Genomic DNA, 16,037 nt, shown 5'->3' on the forward strand with positions numbered 1-16,037 from the left:
ATTCAACTCCTACTACTACACTTTGACTTGCATCTGTTTGTTCTATTGGTGTAAATGTATATGTTATTGTTTTAGTAGCTTTTTCATATTTGAAGTTATCTAATGCTAACTCCGTTTCTTGTCCTCCATCTATTGATTTATTTGCTGTAAAATCTCCTGCAACTGGATCTACTGTTGGCGCTTTATCTAGTACTATTGTTAATGTTCCATTTGTTGCATTCACAGTTGACACTGCTGCTACTACTTCTGTTGATTTTGCTGGCACTACCACATCTATCTCTGCTGTATCTGCTGTTTTCCCACTTGATATATGTGTTACTGTAAACACTATTTTTACTGTTTCTTCTGCATCTGGTGGTATTATTGTTCCATCTTTCTTTATTACAGACTCATCACCTGCTGATTTTATTTTTATTGTATATCCACTTGCTACTGTTGGCATAGTTAATTTAATCGCATCTTTTTCTGGTGTAGTTACACTTGTTACTTTTGCTGCCTCATTATTTACTGCTATCTGTAATTCTTCATCAGTTGATTTAGCTGGTACTATTACAGAAATTTCCTTTGTATCTGCTGTCTTTCCACTTGATGTATGCGTTACTGTAAACACTAATTTTACTGATGTTGCCGTATTTGGTGGTAATATTGTTCCATCTTTTTTTATAACACTCTCATCACTTGATGATTTTATCTTTATTGTGTATCCACTCGATACTGATGGCATAGTCAGTTTAGTTGCATCTTTTGCTGGTGTAGTTACACTTGTTATTTTTGCTGCCTCATTATTTACTGATGTTTGATTAGAAGAACTTCCTCCTGAAGATGAACCTCCTCCATGTGAACCTCCTCCACTTGATGAACTTCCTCCTGATGAATTAGAACTTGGACTATTTCCACTTATTGTTGGAGAATTATCTCCCTTAACACTACTTATTGAGCCCTTATTATCTATAGTAGTTCCTTTAGAATTATTTGTAACTGTAGTTATCTTTCCACCATTAGTCACTTTTACTTGGCTTGCTCCAGATGCTACTGTTAAACTACCAATCTCACCTTTAGAATTATTCTCTATCTTAGCTCCATTTTTATCATTAACCTTTAAGTTAGTTATTTTTCCATAGTTAATGAAAGTTCCATCTTTTACATCATCTATAACTACATCATCTACTTTTGCATAGTTGTTTACATCCCCATTAGGCATGTTTATAGTTACAGTCTTTGTATATGTACCATTTAAATTTACTGTTACTGCTTTATCAGTTTGTATTGTAAATGCTTCTTTAACCTCACTGGTTGGTTTAAAGTTTATAACATCATTTGCAGTAGCTTTATCTACAACTGATTTTAACTCAGAAATTGTCTTAGCTTCAACTGTACTTACTTCTTGTAATGACTTCATTTCATTGAATGTTGTCTCATTACCATTTCCACCGACTTTAGTTATTTTATCAAAACTCTTAGAGTTAACTAAGGATTTTTGTGAAGCTGATAAATTTTTTCCAACTAAAACTACTGGTGATTGATTCTTAGCACCTAGTACACCTACTGCTAATGCATCTATAAGTTGGTCTTGTTTATTCATACCATCTTTAGTCACATAAGCATTTTTTAAATCTGTATTCTTATAGAATTCTTTTACTACCTTTGCATTTGTATCATTTCTATCTGTTCCACCTAATCTTGTACTATTTGGTAGTTTATTTTTAACAGCCTCAGAAACCGAACTCTCTCCACCTACTACATAAGATTGAGTTATCCCAGCATCCTTTATAAATTTATCCGCTACTGCTGTTCCATTTTTAGAATCAGCAAGTATTACTGGCATATTGTTTTGTGCAGCTGGTGCTCCCACACTTACTGCATCTGCAAGCCCTTTTTCACCATTAACTACAGCTATTTTCTTAACATCACTTATAGCATCTAATCTCTTAGCTAATTCTAAAGATGTTTGGTATCTTTCAGCTCCAGAGATTCTCTCAAAAGATATTTTTAAATCTTTTATTTGTTTTTCTATATTTGTACTTAATACAGAAGTTCCACCTATCAAGTATACTTTTTTAGCTTTTAATCTTTGTATTTCTGCTTTTGTCTTATCATTTAATTTATCTTTACCTGTTAAAAGTATTGGAGCATTTTTTGCCTTTGCAAATGGTGTTGCAGATAATGCATCTGCTATAGATGAGTCATTTACTATTACTACCTCATCTGCATTTTTCCATCCATCTTGACTTATTTTAACAGCAGTCTCATATCTTTCTTGTCCCGTTAAATTTGTTGCTACAGTTTGTGCACTAGCTATACCTGCTGTTGAACTTCCAGCTATCATTGTAACTGTAAGCATGGCAGCAATCTTCTTTGGTATTTTCATTGTATTTTTCCCCCTTGTCCATTTGATAACATTTAAATTTTTTAATTCTGTTCCCGTTCTAATTCTAAGGGATACTTAATGCTTAATTTTAAAGAGGTTTTCTGACTATAATGATTTTATAATTAATATATAATTCACTTACTATTTTTTTACATTATAGTTATTATAAGGAAATAAACAAGTTTTCTAATTAATTGAAAAGTTAGTAAATTTATACTTTAACGTAGATTTAATTTTTTTGTTAATGAATTGTAGTAAAAGAGAGGATTTTACATAAAAAAAAGTAGCCCTTAGAATTAAAAGTGCTACTTTTTTTACAAATAAATTTTATTATTTACACTTGTAATTATATCTTATAAAACCAATTTTTTCCATATGAAAAACAAATAATTATGATATTTTTTTAATTATTCTTTATATTTATATTTTAATTTAAATTACTTTTATAAAGATAATATAAAATTCTATCATTCCATCACAAATTTCAACCCTGTATCCAAAATTATTTTCTTCAAGTATAGTTCTCACTATAGTAAGACCAAGACCTGTGCCAGAAAGTTCTTTACTTCTCGACTTCTCCAAAACATAAAAAGGCTTCCAGATATTCTCTATATCATCTTCCATATCATAATCTATACCATTTTTTATAGATAATACAGCATTCTCATTCTCTTCAAAAAGATTAATCTCTATTTCATTATTACTAGTATACTTTATCGCATTACTAATCAAATTATTAAATACTATATCTATACTATCTTTATCTGAACTTATTACAAAGTCTCTATCCTCTATACTACACTTAACACTTATACTACCTTTATCAATCAAAAGTTCATAGTTTTTCAAACTTTTATATAATCTTTCCTTTAAATCTACTGGTTGCAAATTAACTTCTCTCTTCTCATATTTTGCCCAGTACAAAAGAGTATTTATTGTATTAGCCATATTTTCTGCCTGTTCAATTATTGTATCAGTATAAGTACCATCATCTAGCCCATCTTTCATACCTATAGCATATGCTTTTATGAGTGCTATTGGAGTTTTCATTTCATGAGATGCATCTGATATAAAAGATTTTAGATTCTTATTTCTCTTATTCAATTCATTATGTGCTTTCTCAAGCTTTACACTCATTATATTTATGCTATAGGCTAATTCTTCTATTTCATCATTAGTTTTTATAGATTCAGTTCTAAAATTCAATTCAGATATATCTTTAGATAGAAGTTTTAGCTTTTCCATAGGTCTTATAATTCTATTTGATAAGATAAATATAAGTATAGTTATTATGATTACTGAAAAAATACCCATAATTATATTAAATCTATTTACAATACTAATAGTTTCTTCAGAATGTTCTATAGGTATAGATATAGCAAACAAGTAATTATCTTTCTTCATAAATTTTACAAGTAAACTATATTTGGTTTTACCCTGATTATATATTTTATTTATACTTTTATTATCAATGTTTTTTAAGCTATCTTCTTCAATCCAAAATTTATTTAAACTTAGTCCTTTCTTCCAAAATGCATTTAATAAATCATTATTTATTTTATCTATATTGCCCTTATCTTTGTAATCTTCATTTAATTCTATATATACTATATCTGTATTATTTTTTTCTTCAATAGAATCAATATCTGACTTTAATCTGTTTATGTCTTTATGTTTTATTTCATCTGCAATATTATCCAATATATTTCTTTTTTCATGTAAATAATATCTATGAATAAACATACTATTTATAGCTATCGACATCACATATACAACTACAACTACTATGGATATGCTTATGGACAGTTTTTTGTTTAGTTTAGTCATTAAAGTCCTCCAAACTATACCCTAATCCTCTATAAGTTTTTATTATATCTTCTCCTATCTTCGCTCTTAATCTCCTTACATGTGTGTCTACTGTTCTAAAATCTCCATCATAATCCAAGCCCCACACTAAATCTAAAAGTTTTTCCCTAGATAAAACAATCCCCTTATTATTGATTAGGCAGTGCATTAATTCTAATTCTTTTTTAGTCAATGGTAGTTCATTGCCACTTTTAAAAACTTTATTTGAACTAAAATCTATTTTTAAATCTTTAATATTGATTGTATTCTTATAATTTACTAGTTTCTTCGCTCTTATTATTAAAACTCTAGGGTCAAATGGTTTTTTTATGTATTCATCTGCTCCTATATTAAGTGCCTCTATCTCATCTTCACTTTGACTTTTGGCAGTCAACATAAGCACTTTTGTGTTACTGTTTTCCTTTATTTCTTTGCAAACCTCTATTCCATCAATTACTGGCATCATCCAGTCTAATATCGCTAAATCTATCTTATTCTCATAAAAAATATCTAAAGCTTCTTCCCCATTTTTTGCAGTAAGTACATTGAAATTTTCTTTTTTGAAATATGCACAAAGTATCTTAAGCATACTAATTTCATCATCAGCAATTAATATATTCATCTATTCACATCCCTAAAATTTATTATCATATTACATATTATATCCATTGCTTCAATTATATAAAATATATGTTACAAGAAGTTTACAATTATTTATAATATATTAATTACATGTAATTGCTATCTTTTTGAATCAACTTAAAATTTCATGTACAAATAAAAAAGTACCTCATCTAGATTAAAAATCTTTCTGAGGTACTTTTTAAAAGATTATATACTCTGTATAATGTGTATAATCTTAAAAATTACTCTATTATGAATTTAATTTACCCTAATTACTATACCTTTTATTACTACTTCTATTATAAATTTAATCAATCTATTTATAATCCTCTTTGACACATACAGTATATACATTTATTTAAAATAATCCCACAATACCTGTAATAGCTCCCACTACTATTAATATAAACATTATTTTTATTGGAGAAAGTCCTTTCTTTAAGGCAAAAAGTACTAATAATGTAAGCACCAAAGGAATTAATCCTGGAAATATCTTATCAAGTAAATCAGTTTGAAGACTAAATTTAAAATCTCCACTAGTATAACTTATTGGTGTGGATAAATTAATAAATCTACCTACAAGTCCTCCCATAACTAAAGTACCTAGTATAGAAGCTCCCTCTATAACCTTATTTACTATCCCACCTTGAAGTATGCTTTCAACAGCTTTTTTACCGTACTTATATCCATTTGTCCACATTCCATAAGAAATTGAAGTCATTATTACATATTGAGCTATTACAAATAATATAGGTCCTGCAATTGATGCTCCTCCCTCAGTTAAACCAATACAAACAGCTAACACTATTGGTGTTATAACTCCCTGAGTTAAAGTATCACCAATACCTGCTAATGGACCCATCAAACCTGTTTTTATTGCATTCATACCATCTCCACTTATCTCATCTGCACCATTAGCCTTTTCTTCCTCCATTGCTATTGTTATTCCATGTATAACACATCCACATATAGGCTCTGTATTAAAAAATGCCAAATGAGTTTCAACTTCTTGTTTTAACTCTTCTTTATCTGGATATAGTTTTTTAAGTACTGGTAACATTGAATGTGAAAATGCTGTTGATTGTAATCTTTCATAATTATAATTAGACTGTGCAAAGAAAAACCATCTTAACCATGATTTTATTACATCCTTCTTGCTTAACGTTTTCTTAGACACTTCACTTTTTATATCTGACATAATATTTTCCCCCTCTCATGTATTTAAGATGTAGCACTATCTTTTCCGTACTTGATTGAAGTAATTGTAAGAGCAAGTATTACCCCAATAACAGATATTACTATTATATCTACTTTAAAATAAACAGCCATTAATATCCCTAATATGAAAAAAGGCATAGTAAATTTATTACCAATCAATTTTAAGTTCATAGCAATTCCAAGTGCTGGTAACATAGCTCCAATTACATTAAATACATGAAGTACATTATCATTCATTACTTCCAACATCCCATCTATGGCATTTGGTCCAAAATAAACAACTAATAATGCAGGTATAAAACTCATTGCAAATAATAGTATCTGTGGAGGGACTATGTTTATAAATGCTACTTTGTCAACATTCCCCTTTTGAACCTCCTTATCAGCCCAATGTGCAAAAAAAGAATTTACTGTCATCTTTCCAATCCAAAGAACCGTTGCAACAGTACCTAATGGAACTGCTATTGCCATTGCAGTACTTACATCTAGCTTAGATGCTATAGCTAAAGCAGTCCCCACATATCCTGCAAAAGCTGGGTCCCCCATTTGAGCCCCCCCTGCTGATATAAATCCTAAATATATCATATTTATACCTGCTCCTATAATTGCACCTTGAACAGGGTCTCCTAATATAATTCCTGTTACAAATCCAGCTAACAAAGGTCTATTCCATGTAAAAAATCCAACATAAGTCAACCATGGACTCCAAGAAAGATAATAAAAAATTGCTATTAATACTGCCTGAATTAATGAAATTTGCATAGACTTCCTCCTTATATACTCCTAAAGATTCACAAGATAGTATTTTTATAATAACGTTCCTACATCAATTTTTTTTGCATCTGGTACTATTTGTATAAAACACTTAATATTCTTTGATATTAGTTCTTTAAATATTTCTTTTTCTTCATCTGATACAGATATATTTTTATAAAAACTTCTTCTTCCAAGTCCAGCTCCCATACCTCCAACATTTAACTCTTTTAAATCTACTCCATTATTTACTAGACCCAAAATAGTTTTAGGGTATTTAACTAAGACTATTAAATTTTCATCCCCATTATATGATTTTAATACCTCAGCACCTGATTCTACATCATGTACCTCAACCTTAACAGTTGATGGTGCTGCCATTTGTAAAACTTGAACTATGAATGGGTCTTTTACAACCAAATCGTCTACTATTATTATCCTTTTTGCTGATGTAATCTTACACCAAGCAGTAATAACCTGACCATGTATTAATCTATCATCAATTCTTGTTAATGCTATATTACTCATAATAATTCCTCCAGATTTTTATTTTATATATTTAAAACTGCTTTTACATCTTTAATCCCTGATATACCAACTTCTTCACATAAATTTTTTAACTCTTTTAGTTTCATATTTTCTCTATTTAAAAATAATTCTAAAAGCATAGGTAAATTTACACCTGTTAAACATTCTAATTCACATACTTTAGCAAATTTATTTATTACAATAGCAGATGTATTAAATGGCGTTCCACCATAAAAATCAAGCAATAATAAAACACCTTCATCTTTATATTTTTCAATTCCATTTTCTAATCTTTTACTAAAATCATCTATACTGTCACCATGGTTTAATCCTAAAGTTTCCACTTTTTCCTGTTTGCCTACTATTAATTCAGCACTTTCCAACATTGCCTTAGCCATATTTCCATGTGCAGCTATAACTATTCCTGCCATATGAATCATACCTTTCTTAACTAAACTTTTTATATAAATTTAAATTATTACTTTAATACTATAATCTAATTAGCTACATTAACCATTATCTTACCAAAGAAAATATCTCTTTTGTATATTTTTTCAAAATAAGATGGCACTTCCTCCAAGTTTATTCTATGTGTTACTAATTTTTCAACATTCATATCCCCTTTCTTCATATGATATAACCCAGCACTCCATTCTTTTCCTGGGAATGGGAATGAATTTCCAAACCAAGTTCCTTTTACAGTCAATTCACTTCGTACTATCTTCTCAAATTGTTCTCTAGTCAAAGCTACATCTCCATATGGTACTCCTGCATACAACACTGTCCCCCCCTTTTTAGCTAACAACAACACTTGACCACATGTCATTGGAGTTCCTGCTGATTCAATAACAACATCTGCACCAGCATCATTAGTTAATTTTTTTACTTCCTCTATAAGATTCTTGTCTTTTGCATTTATACAGATATCTGCCCCTAACTCTTTTGCTAGTTCTAATTTTTCATCAAACACATCCACAGCTATTATTTTCGTAGAGCCAAATATCTTTGCCCATTGTATTGAAAATAATCCTATTGGTCCTGTTCCAAGTACTACAACAGTATCTCCAACTTTAGTCTCTGACCTAAAAAGACCATGTCCTGCTATACATACTGGTTCCAATGCAGCAGCTGTCTCATAGCTTATTTCATCTGGTATTTTTATTAAATTTCTTTCTTTTAACTTTGTATACTCAGCAAAGCATCCTCCAAGCTCTTTATTTCCTATTATTGATACATTATTGCATCTTGAATATAGTCCTTTTTTACATTCATCACACTCAAAGCATGGCATAGCTGGGCAAACAGCAACTCTATCTCCTATTTCGAAATTTTTTACCTCTGAACCAATTTGAGCTACCTCTCCAGAAAATTCATGACCTAAAATTTCTCCCACCATATGTGGACCTGTCTTTGAATATTTTGATATATCAGAGCCACATATTCCAGCTACTTTTACTTTTACTATCACATCATCGTTTTCTAATATTTTTGGTACCTCTACATCCTCAACTCTTGTATCTCTTATACCATAGAATCTAACTGACTTCACTACCATTCACCCCTATTGTTTATTTTATTTAAATATACATTCATGTTCTATATGTTAAATATATTAAGCAACTTCCATGCCAATATATGTAAATACTGTTTTCATGCGATTTATCAGATTATCATTAAATGTGTGTCAAAGTGTGTCAATTTTTTTTTATATGAAGCCTTATGTGTGTCAATATAAATGACACTCACCTTCTGTGATATGTCTTATATCATAAAATCTATAAAATGTACTTTTTTTATTATTTTTACAAAAATGTTCGGAAATTTTACTACTATTTGTGATATAATATTAAATATAAGGTATCAACATAAATCTTCATGCGAATATCAGAACTTTTTTGACACTAATGCCTTATTCAATATAATAATTTAACTTTTTGGAGGTTGTTTATGAAAAAAGTGTATCAAGGAAAAACTAAAGATGTTTTCGAACTAGATAATGGAAATTACTTATTAAAATTTAAGGACGATGTAACTGGTAAAGATGGTGTATTTGATCCAGGTGAAAATAGTGTAGGCCTAAGTATAGATGGAATTGGTAGAGCTAATTTAGAAACATCTGTTAAATTCTTTGAAATTCTAAACAATGCTGGAATTAAAACTCATTATGTAGGTGCTAATTTAGAAGAAGCAACTATGGAAGTTCTACCAGCAAAAGTTTTTGGTAATGGATTAGAAGTTATTTGTCGTTATAGAGCTGTTGGTAGTTTCTTACGTCGTTATGGTTCATGTGTTGAAGAAGGAGCTAAACTAGATTGTTATGTAGAAGCAACTTTAAAAGATGATGACCGTTGTGACCCACTTATAACATCTGAAGGTCTAGAAGCTTTAAATATTATGACTCAAGCTCAATTTGATTCAATGAAAAGTATGACTCAAAAAATTTCTAATATAGTTCGTGATACTATAGCTGAAAAAGGACTTGAGCTTTATGATATCAAATTTGAATTTGGATTCTACAATGATGAAGTAATATTAATAGATGAAATAGCATCTGGAAATATGCGTGTTTATAAAGATGGTGTAATAGTTGACCCTATGGATTTAACTGCTCTTTTATTAGCAAAATAATACATAGTATATACATCTAATTTTCAAATATAATAAACTTGTAAAAAAGAAAAGCTATGAAGTAAAGAATTTTTAAATGTAATTATCTTAAGACATTTAGAAAATCTTTACTTTCATAGCTTATTTAAATTAAGTTATTCTAATTAGTAGACAACAACTTTAGACCTACAATCCCCACAACAATAAGACCTATACATGCAATTCTAGCTATACTGATAGGCTCATTTAATATAGCAATCCCTACAATAGCTGTACCAACTGTACCAATGCCAGTCCATATGGCATATGAAGTTCCAAGTGGAAGATGTTTAAGTGCTAATGATAAAAAGTAAAAACTGACAATCATTCCAACGACAGTAAGTATGCTTGGAGTTAATTTAGAAAATCCATGAGAATTTTTTAGTTGAAAAGCCCAAAAAACTTCAAACAAACCTGCAATAAATAAAAATAACCATTTCATAAAATCATCCCTCTTTTCAAATATCTCTTTTTTTACCAATAAAATAACCTGAGAAATATTCTAAAATATCTCCCAGGTTTTTATCCTTCCGTGTTCACAACAAAACTATGTTGTGGGTTTTATCTTGGACCAGACCAATCCTTAATAATTGCGGAACCCTATAAAACTCTATTAATTATTCTATTGTATTTATAATACTATCAACATATATAATAAAAGTCAATATATGGATATAGCCCATAATCATAATAATATCTACATATTTTTTTAGATACACTTATTTATTTTATTTACCTACTTATAAGAATCTAAGAATATCTAATTTTTATTTAATATGTTATAATAACATAAAAATATTGAAAGGAGTAATTTCTATGAATTCCTATAAAATTGCAGTATGTCAGATGATGACTACAGAAAATAAAATTGAAAATATCAATCATGCTGTAGAAATGGTAACGGAAGCTGCCATCAATGGAGCTAAAATTGTGATTCTGCCAGAAATGTTTAACTGTCCATATGAAAATAAATACTTTCCTAAATTTGCTGAAGAATATCCAGGTGAAACGACAACTATATTGAGTGAATTAGCTGAAAAGCATGGAATTTATCTAGTGTCTGGTAGTATACCTGAATTAGAGGATGGAAAAATCTATAATACTTGCTATGTATTTGATAAAAGTGGAACTCTAATTGGAAAACATCGTAAAATGCACTTATTTGATATTGAAGTTACAGGAAAGGTTAGCTTTAAAGAATCAGATACTCTTACAGCAGGAAATGATGTTACTGTAATAGATACTGAATATGGAAAAGTTGGTATAGCTATTTGTTATGATATTCGATTCCCTGAGTTATCACGTTTAATGGCTCTTAAAGGTGCTGAAATCGTTATCTTGCCTGCTGCATTTAATATGACTACTGGCCCTGCTCATTGGGAGTTATCTGTAAGAATGCGTGCTTTAGATAATCAGATATTCTATGTTGGTGCTGCACCTGCTAGAAATAAAGATGCTTCCTACATAGCTTTTGGCAATTCAAGAATTTCAGACCCTTGGGGAAAAATTATCGCTCAAGCAGACGAAAAGGAATGTATTATTTATGCTGATATTGATAGAGATTTAATTCCTGAAATAAGACAACAGTTACCTTTGCTTAAACATAGAAGAACAGACTTATATGAACTTAATACTTTGAAATAATAAACATAAGAGATGAGGCTATTGCATGAGCAAATTAAATCTGCTCTGCAATAGCTCTCTCTAGTTGTACTCTAACAAACACTACTATTTTCACCATATTTCATAGTTTTGACTTAGCAAATAAATCATTATTTTACTATTAACTCTATTTACTTGATGATATTTCTATTGATTTGGAGATATACACTTTTTAGGACATATAAGTTGACAAGCTCCACAGTCAACACATACAGATTCATTAATTATTCTTTTTTCTTCTAATTTTGTTATACATCCAACCTTACATACTTTCTCACAAGACCCACAACCTATACAATTAGATTTATTAATTCTTCTTGGCATAATTTTCTCCTCAAATTTAAAATATACTTTATAAAGTTTGTTTACAAGACTCAACTGTAATTTCTAATACTCTTGTTAAAAAAGGAAATTTCTCTACCATCAGTTTAAAATCACTTCCTTCTTTTAAGAATCTAGCTTTTCCCTCAAGTAAAAAACCTGTTCCCATGTATCTATATCCCATTACTTCATGACTACCAATAGTTAATTTAACTTTGGAGTTGATATTAATATTTTCCTCTGTTTTAATCATTGCAGCTGCTGGAATTAAGATTTTATTTTCGTCAGCAAGAACTATATAACTATTCCAAGTGTTAGATACATGAGCCTCACTATTATTATAAGTTACTATAGAAACTACACCTTCATTATTTAATACTTCAAAAAATTTTTCTGTAAACAATTTATATTTCCTCCTGTATATTAAGAATCATTCTTAAATTGATAAATATTTAAAAAATATATCAAAGATATTTATTATCGTCGATATTAATTATCTTTAATTATACTATAATAGTTTTTACACTATGTCAATGATAAAAATTATATTATTCTGTAAAATTTGATATTAAGGTAATGGGTTGAATGATAATTAATAATAATGTATTATTAAAGATATTATTTTAGAGAAGGAGTTTTGTTGTAATGAAGTTTTCAATAGGAGTAGAATATGCACTACATTGTTTATTATATATGGTGAATTTAGAAGAAGGTAAATCTGTTGGAATTAGAGATTTGGCAACATTTCAAGGAATATCAGAAACTTATCTATCAAAAATATATGCTAAATTAAGTAAATCAGGAATAGTAAAATCTGTTCCAGGAGTAAAAGGTGGATATGCATTAGCTCGTGATGCAAAAGATATAACATTTTGGGATGTTATTGAAGCAGTAGAAGGAAAAGAATCATTCTTCCAATGTGCAGAAATTAGACAAAATAACATATTATTAGATAAAGAAAATTTACCAGACACGCATACTAAATGTCCTTGTTTAATAAAAGTAGTAATGCTAGAAGCTGAGAATGAAATGAAAAAATACTTGAATAATAAGACTTTATCATGGTTATATAATCAAGTATATAATAACATACTTCCTAAAGATATGGAAAAAGCTACAATAGAATGGTTTAAAAATACTAAAAAATAATTTATTGAAGAAGTTACACACTATAAAATAACACCATGTCTTTTTATAATATGTAACTTCTCTCTTAATTACTAATCTATCCACTAATAAATATATATCTTTTCTTATCAAATATCCTTAATAGTTTCCTTCATCATATCCTCCAACTTTACATTTGGATTATGGTATCTCTTTCTATCTTTAGTTACATCTTTCCATTGAATTGCTTGTTTAGGACACCAATGCACACATGCCAAACAATGTTCACAATTATGTAAAAATCTTGGTCTACCCTCTTCAATGTCAATATTATTTACAGGGCATACTTTTGAACAAATACCACATTCTATACAACTATCTTCAACAGAAAAATATCTATCTTGATTTGCACAAGATGAAATATATTTTTTATATAACTTTTTATATATAAAATTTGTTTTACCAATTTTATTGCTTTTCTTATTTAAAATATCCTTTGACACTTTGTTAGCCTTAAGTTCTGCTTTACTAAGTAAATTACTAATTTTTTTATCATCCTTAATGCTGTACTCACAAATATAATTAGAAACCATTTGTATACCTGAACCTAACTTTAATTCATACCCATTCTCTTTTAACAAAACATCAACATCGAGATTTCTCTATTTATTTAATAACTATCTAAAATAAAATTAGTTGGTATATCAATTATATTTTAATCAAATATAAAAAACAACAGTAAGTGATATATCAACTGATTAATGTATATTAATTCATTTTTATAATTTATCTGATGTTTAATTGATATAAAATATGTCTTCAATTAAAATTACCAACAATCATATGCTTGATTTATTTAATGCCTCAAAATATACTAACTTTAATGATTAAATTTTGATATACACCTAGAAATTTGATAATTTATTGAGATTTTTATACTAGAATAAGCATACTTTAAAGACTTATATTTAGAAAGGAGAATTTTTATGAACAATAAAATACTTGTTGTAGATGATGAAGAAGGTATAATAACACTCTTAAAAGATTACTTTGAAATGAACGATTATGAGGTCTTCACTGCTCAAAGTGGAAAAGATGCATTAGAAAAAATATCCATGAACCCAGATATTATTTTACTTGATATAAATATGCCCGAAATAGATGGGATTGAGGTTTGTAATAGAGTTAGAGATTATGTATCATGCCCTATTCTATTTATTACTGCTAAGATTGAAAATACTGATAAGATAAATGGCTTTCGTGCTGGTGCTGATGATTATATTGTAAAACCTTTCGACTTAGATGAACTTGAAGCTAGAGTGTCTGCTCATTTAAGACGAGAACAAAGAAAGTCTAAACAAACCAAAATTAAATTTTATAATAATTTAGTAATAGATTATGAAAAAAGGTCAATTTCTATAGATAACAATCAAGTCTCACTTTCGAAAAAAGAATTTGATATAGTAGAGCTTCTCTCCATGAATCCTGGTCAAGTATTTGATAGAGAAAGAATTTATGATAGAATCTGGGGATACAATAGTAATGGCAATAGCGATGTTATAATGGAGCATATTAGAAAAATAAGAATCAAATTATCAAAATATACTCTTGAAAATTACATAGAAACAGTATGGGGAGTTGGTTACAAATGGATAAAATAAATAATATGTCACTAAAAAAGTCTTTCTTTTTTCTTACTTTATCTTCACTAATTATAGCATCAGTACTTACAGCTCTATCGTACATTTTGCTTAATAATATATATAACTCTATACAAAATAAGTATTTAGGTACACCTCTACATACAGGAACTATAACTATACTACAAAATAATATTAACCAGTTTAGTGATTATGATAAAACATTACTTAATGCAATTAGCACACTTCAACTTGTGCTTCCACTTGTATTTTTTATAGGATTTTTATTACTGGCTGATATAATTTTTTATAAGATAAAATTGAAAACACCTATTGAAATACTCAACAAAGGTGCAATTGAAATATCTAAAAATAACTTAGACTTTTGCTTAGAATATAAAAATAATGATGAATTAGGTAATCTCTGCAATGCTTTTGATAAAATGAGGTCAGAACTAAAGAAAAATAATATAAAAATGTGGACTATGATTAATGATAGGAAACAGCTCAATACTGCTTTTTCCCATGATTTAAGAAATCCTCTAACCGTTCTAAAAGGTTACTCAAATTATTTAATAAAATACATACCAACAGGAAAACTTAGTGATGAAAAGATTTTATCAACTACACAACTTATGTCTGAGCATATTAATAGAATTGAATGTTATGTAGAGAATATGAGTAGTTCTCAAAGATTGGAAGATTTAGTTGTTTCAAAAGCTCTCTTGAATATAGACAAGTTTATAAAAAAATTAGATAGAAATCTATCTATCATTGCTAAACAAGAAGAAAAATCTTTTACACTTAAAAGTAATCTAAATAATATAAATCTATTGTTTGATGAAAATATTATTTTCAGAGTTATTGAAAATATAGTATCAAATGCTTTTAGATATGCGAAAGATAATGTATCTATACTCATATATTTTGAACAAGAACTTCTTACATTTGTAATTGAAGATGATGGGATAGGATTTAGTGAAGAATCTCTAAAATCAGCCTTAAAACCTTTTTATAGAGATAAGGCTTCAAATAACAACAACATACATTTTGGTATGGGTCTTTATATATCTAAGATATTATGTGAAAAACATGGTGGCTCTATTTCCATTGAAAATAACGTATCCAATAGTGCTAAAATTACAGCTAAATTCTCAACAAAAAATTAAAGCAATTTTACAATCCCCCACTGCTCTTCTATAAGTTTTTGTTAATTTATAATTTATAGACTATATCTTTTTGAAATAAATTTTTAAGTAAATAAAATTGAGAAACTGAGAAAAAATTGAGTTTTAAAACTTACACTCTTCTTATATAGAAAAGGA

At 28.6% G+C, this 16,037-nt stretch carries 17 protein-coding genes and 1 riboswitch; of the genes, 5 read left to right on the forward strand and 12 right to left on the reverse strand.

The window, feature by feature from the left end; translation table 11 throughout:
* The 8 genes from KGF38_RS08635 to KGF38_RS08670 form a co-directional block, all read right to left on the reverse strand.
* Window positions 1–2,368: cell wall-binding repeat-containing protein (locus KGF38_RS08635; RefSeq protein WP_227832305.1), on the reverse strand; the 2,368-nt coding region annotated here is incomplete at its 3' end.
* 432 nt (window positions 2,369–2,800) lie between these two features.
* The gene (locus KGF38_RS08640) at window positions 2,801–4,195 is read right to left on the reverse strand and encodes a sensor histidine kinase (protein ID WP_227832306.1); all 1,395 of its coding nucleotides are present in this window, start codon (window positions 4,193–4,195) and stop codon (window positions 2,801–2,803) included.
* Window positions 4,188–4,835 carry a response regulator transcription factor gene (locus KGF38_RS08645; protein ID WP_054269036.1) on the reverse strand — a complete coding sequence of 216 codons (648 nt, stop codon included), beginning with the start codon at window positions 4,833–4,835 and terminating at the stop codon, window positions 4,188–4,190. Before KGF38_RS08645 ends, KGF38_RS08640 begins: the two co-directional genes overlap by 8 nt.
* 360 nt (window positions 4,836–5,195) lie before the next feature.
* On the reverse strand, window positions 5,196–6,035 hold the full coding sequence (locus tag KGF38_RS08650) for a PTS system mannose/fructose/sorbose family transporter subunit IID (RefSeq protein ID WP_054269035.1): 840 nt from the start codon (window positions 6,033–6,035) through the stop codon (window positions 5,196–5,198).
* Window positions 6,036–6,058: 23 nt separating this feature from the next.
* On the reverse strand, window positions 6,059–6,817 hold the full coding sequence (locus tag KGF38_RS08655; protein ID WP_054269034.1) for a PTS mannose/fructose/sorbose/N-acetylgalactosamine transporter subunit IIC: 759 nt from the start codon (window positions 6,815–6,817) through the stop codon (window positions 6,059–6,061).
* Window positions 6,818–6,862: 45 nt separating this feature from the next.
* Entirely contained in the window at window positions 6,863–7,336 is a 474-nt protein-coding gene (locus tag KGF38_RS08660) for a PTS system mannose/fructose/N-acetylgalactosamine-transporter subunit IIB (RefSeq protein ID WP_054269033.1), read from the reverse strand.
* A gap of 23 nt (window positions 7,337–7,359) precedes the next feature.
* A complete protein-coding gene (locus KGF38_RS08665; protein ID WP_161803362.1) occupies window positions 7,360–7,776 on the reverse strand; it encodes a PTS sugar transporter subunit IIA in 417 nt (138 codons plus the stop codon).
* 56 nt (window positions 7,777–7,832) lie between these two features.
* A complete protein-coding gene (locus KGF38_RS08670) occupies window positions 7,833–8,885 on the reverse strand; it encodes a galactitol-1-phosphate 5-dehydrogenase (RefSeq protein WP_054269031.1) in 1,053 nt (350 codons plus the stop codon).
* 398 nt (window positions 8,886–9,283) lie between these two features.
* On the opposite strand from KGF38_RS08670, the gene KGF38_RS08675 reads away from it, so the two are divergent.
* Window positions 9,284–9,964 carry a phosphoribosylaminoimidazolesuccinocarboxamide synthase gene (locus KGF38_RS08675; protein ID WP_021382918.1) on the forward strand — a complete coding sequence of 227 codons (681 nt, stop codon included), beginning with the start codon at window positions 9,284–9,286 and terminating at the stop codon, window positions 9,962–9,964.
* A 139-nt stretch (window positions 9,965–10,103) separates the two neighbouring features.
* Here the strand turns inward: KGF38_RS08675 and sugE are convergent, their stop codons facing one another.
* The gene (gene sugE, locus KGF38_RS08680; RefSeq protein WP_054269030.1) at window positions 10,104–10,424 is read right to left on the reverse strand and encodes a quaternary ammonium compound efflux SMR transporter SugE; all 321 of its coding nucleotides are present in this window, start codon (window positions 10,422–10,424) and stop codon (window positions 10,104–10,106) included.
* Between the two features lie 67 nt (window positions 10,425–10,491).
* A riboswitch (guanidine-I (ykkC/yxkD leader) is annotated at window positions 10,492–10,597 on the reverse strand.
* Between the two features lie 201 nt (window positions 10,598–10,798).
* On the opposite strand from sugE, the gene KGF38_RS08685 reads away from it, so the two are divergent.
* The gene (locus KGF38_RS08685; RefSeq protein ID WP_054269029.1) at window positions 10,799–11,626 is read left to right on the forward strand and encodes a carbon-nitrogen hydrolase family protein; all 828 of its coding nucleotides are present in this window, start codon (window positions 10,799–10,801) and stop codon (window positions 11,624–11,626) included.
* Window positions 11,627–11,791: 165 nt separating this feature from the next.
* Here KGF38_RS08685 and KGF38_RS08690 read toward each other — a convergent pair whose 3' ends face one another.
* On the reverse strand, window positions 11,792–11,968 hold the full coding sequence (locus KGF38_RS08690; RefSeq protein ID WP_054269028.1) for an indolepyruvate ferredoxin oxidoreductase subunit alpha: 177 nt from the start codon (window positions 11,966–11,968) through the stop codon (window positions 11,792–11,794).
* Window positions 11,969–11,996: 28 nt separating this feature from the next.
* Window positions 11,997–12,368, reverse strand: a complete 372-nt coding sequence (locus KGF38_RS08695; protein ID WP_054269027.1) for a pyridoxamine 5'-phosphate oxidase family protein — start codon at window positions 12,366–12,368, stop codon at window positions 11,997–11,999.
* A gap of 242 nt (window positions 12,369–12,610) precedes the next feature.
* Between KGF38_RS08695 and KGF38_RS08700 the strand changes: the two genes are divergently transcribed.
* Complete coding sequence (locus KGF38_RS08700; protein WP_054269026.1) at window positions 12,611–13,114, forward strand: Rrf2 family transcriptional regulator; 504 nt, start codon at window positions 12,611–12,613, stop codon at window positions 13,112–13,114.
* A 107-nt stretch (window positions 13,115–13,221) separates the two neighbouring features.
* On the opposite strand, the gene KGF38_RS08705 is transcribed toward KGF38_RS08700, so the two are convergent.
* Window positions 13,222–13,713 (reverse strand): EFR1 family ferrodoxin, encoded by a 492-nt coding sequence (locus tag KGF38_RS08705; protein WP_227832307.1) that lies wholly within the window; start codon window positions 13,711–13,713, stop codon window positions 13,222–13,224.
* A gap of 345 nt (window positions 13,714–14,058) precedes the next feature.
* On the opposite strand from KGF38_RS08705, the gene KGF38_RS08710 reads away from it, so the two are divergent.
* Both KGF38_RS08710 and KGF38_RS08715 read left to right on the forward strand, forming a co-directional pair.
* On the forward strand, window positions 14,059–14,733 hold the full coding sequence (locus KGF38_RS08710; RefSeq protein ID WP_074180000.1) for a response regulator transcription factor: 675 nt from the start codon (window positions 14,059–14,061) through the stop codon (window positions 14,731–14,733).
* A complete protein-coding gene (locus KGF38_RS08715; RefSeq protein ID WP_176702551.1) occupies window positions 14,721–15,881 on the forward strand; it encodes a sensor histidine kinase in 1,161 nt (386 codons plus the stop codon). Before KGF38_RS08710 ends, KGF38_RS08715 begins: the two co-directional genes overlap by 13 nt.
* The last annotated feature ends 156 nt before the right edge of the window (window positions 15,882–16,037 follow it).

This window comes from Clostridioides sp. ZZV14-6387, assembly GCF_020657835.1.
Taxonomy (GTDB): Bacteria; Bacillota; Clostridia; order Peptostreptococcales; family Peptostreptococcaceae; genus Clostridioides; species Clostridioides difficile_A.

Coding starts and splice junctions, on each gene's coding strand:
- KGF38_RS08650 (WP_054269035.1), bottom strand. CDS start 6,035: ATGTCAGATATAAAAAGTGAAGTGTCTAAGAAAACGTTAAGCAAGAAG.
- KGF38_RS08685 (WP_054269029.1), top strand. CDS start 10,799: ATGAATTCCTATAAAATTGCAGTATGTCAGATGATGACTACAGAAAAT.
- KGF38_RS08690 (WP_054269028.1), bottom strand. CDS start 11,968: ATGCCAAGAAGAATTAATAAATCTAATTGTATAGGTTGTGGGTCTTGT.
- KGF38_RS08710 (WP_074180000.1), top strand. CDS start 14,059: ATGAACAATAAAATACTTGTTGTAGATGATGAAGAAGGTATAATAACA.
- KGF38_RS08665 (WP_161803362.1), bottom strand. CDS start 7,776: ATGATTCATATGGCAGGAATAGTTATAGCTGCACATGGAAATATGGCT.
- KGF38_RS08660 (WP_054269033.1), bottom strand. CDS start 7,336: ATGAGTAATATAGCATTAACAAGAATTGATGATAGATTAATACATGGT.
- KGF38_RS08700 (WP_054269026.1), top strand. CDS start 12,611: ATGAAGTTTTCAATAGGAGTAGAATATGCACTACATTGTTTATTATAT.
- KGF38_RS08675 (WP_021382918.1), top strand. CDS start 9,284: ATGAAAAAAGTGTATCAAGGAAAAACTAAAGATGTTTTCGAACTAGAT.
- KGF38_RS08655 (WP_054269034.1), bottom strand. CDS start 6,817: ATGCAAATTTCATTAATTCAGGCAGTATTAATAGCAATTTTTTATTAT.
- sugE (WP_054269030.1), bottom strand. CDS start 10,424: ATGAAATGGTTATTTTTATTTATTGCAGGTTTGTTTGAAGTTTTTTGG.
- KGF38_RS08715 (WP_176702551.1), top strand. CDS start 14,721: ATGGATAAAATAAATAATATGTCACTAAAAAAGTCTTTCTTTTTTCTT.
- KGF38_RS08645 (WP_054269036.1), bottom strand. CDS start 4,835: ATGAATATATTAATTGCTGATGATGAAATTAGTATGCTTAAGATACTT.
- KGF38_RS08640 (WP_227832306.1), bottom strand. CDS start 4,195: ATGACTAAACTAAACAAAAAACTGTCCATAAGCATATCCATAGTAGTT.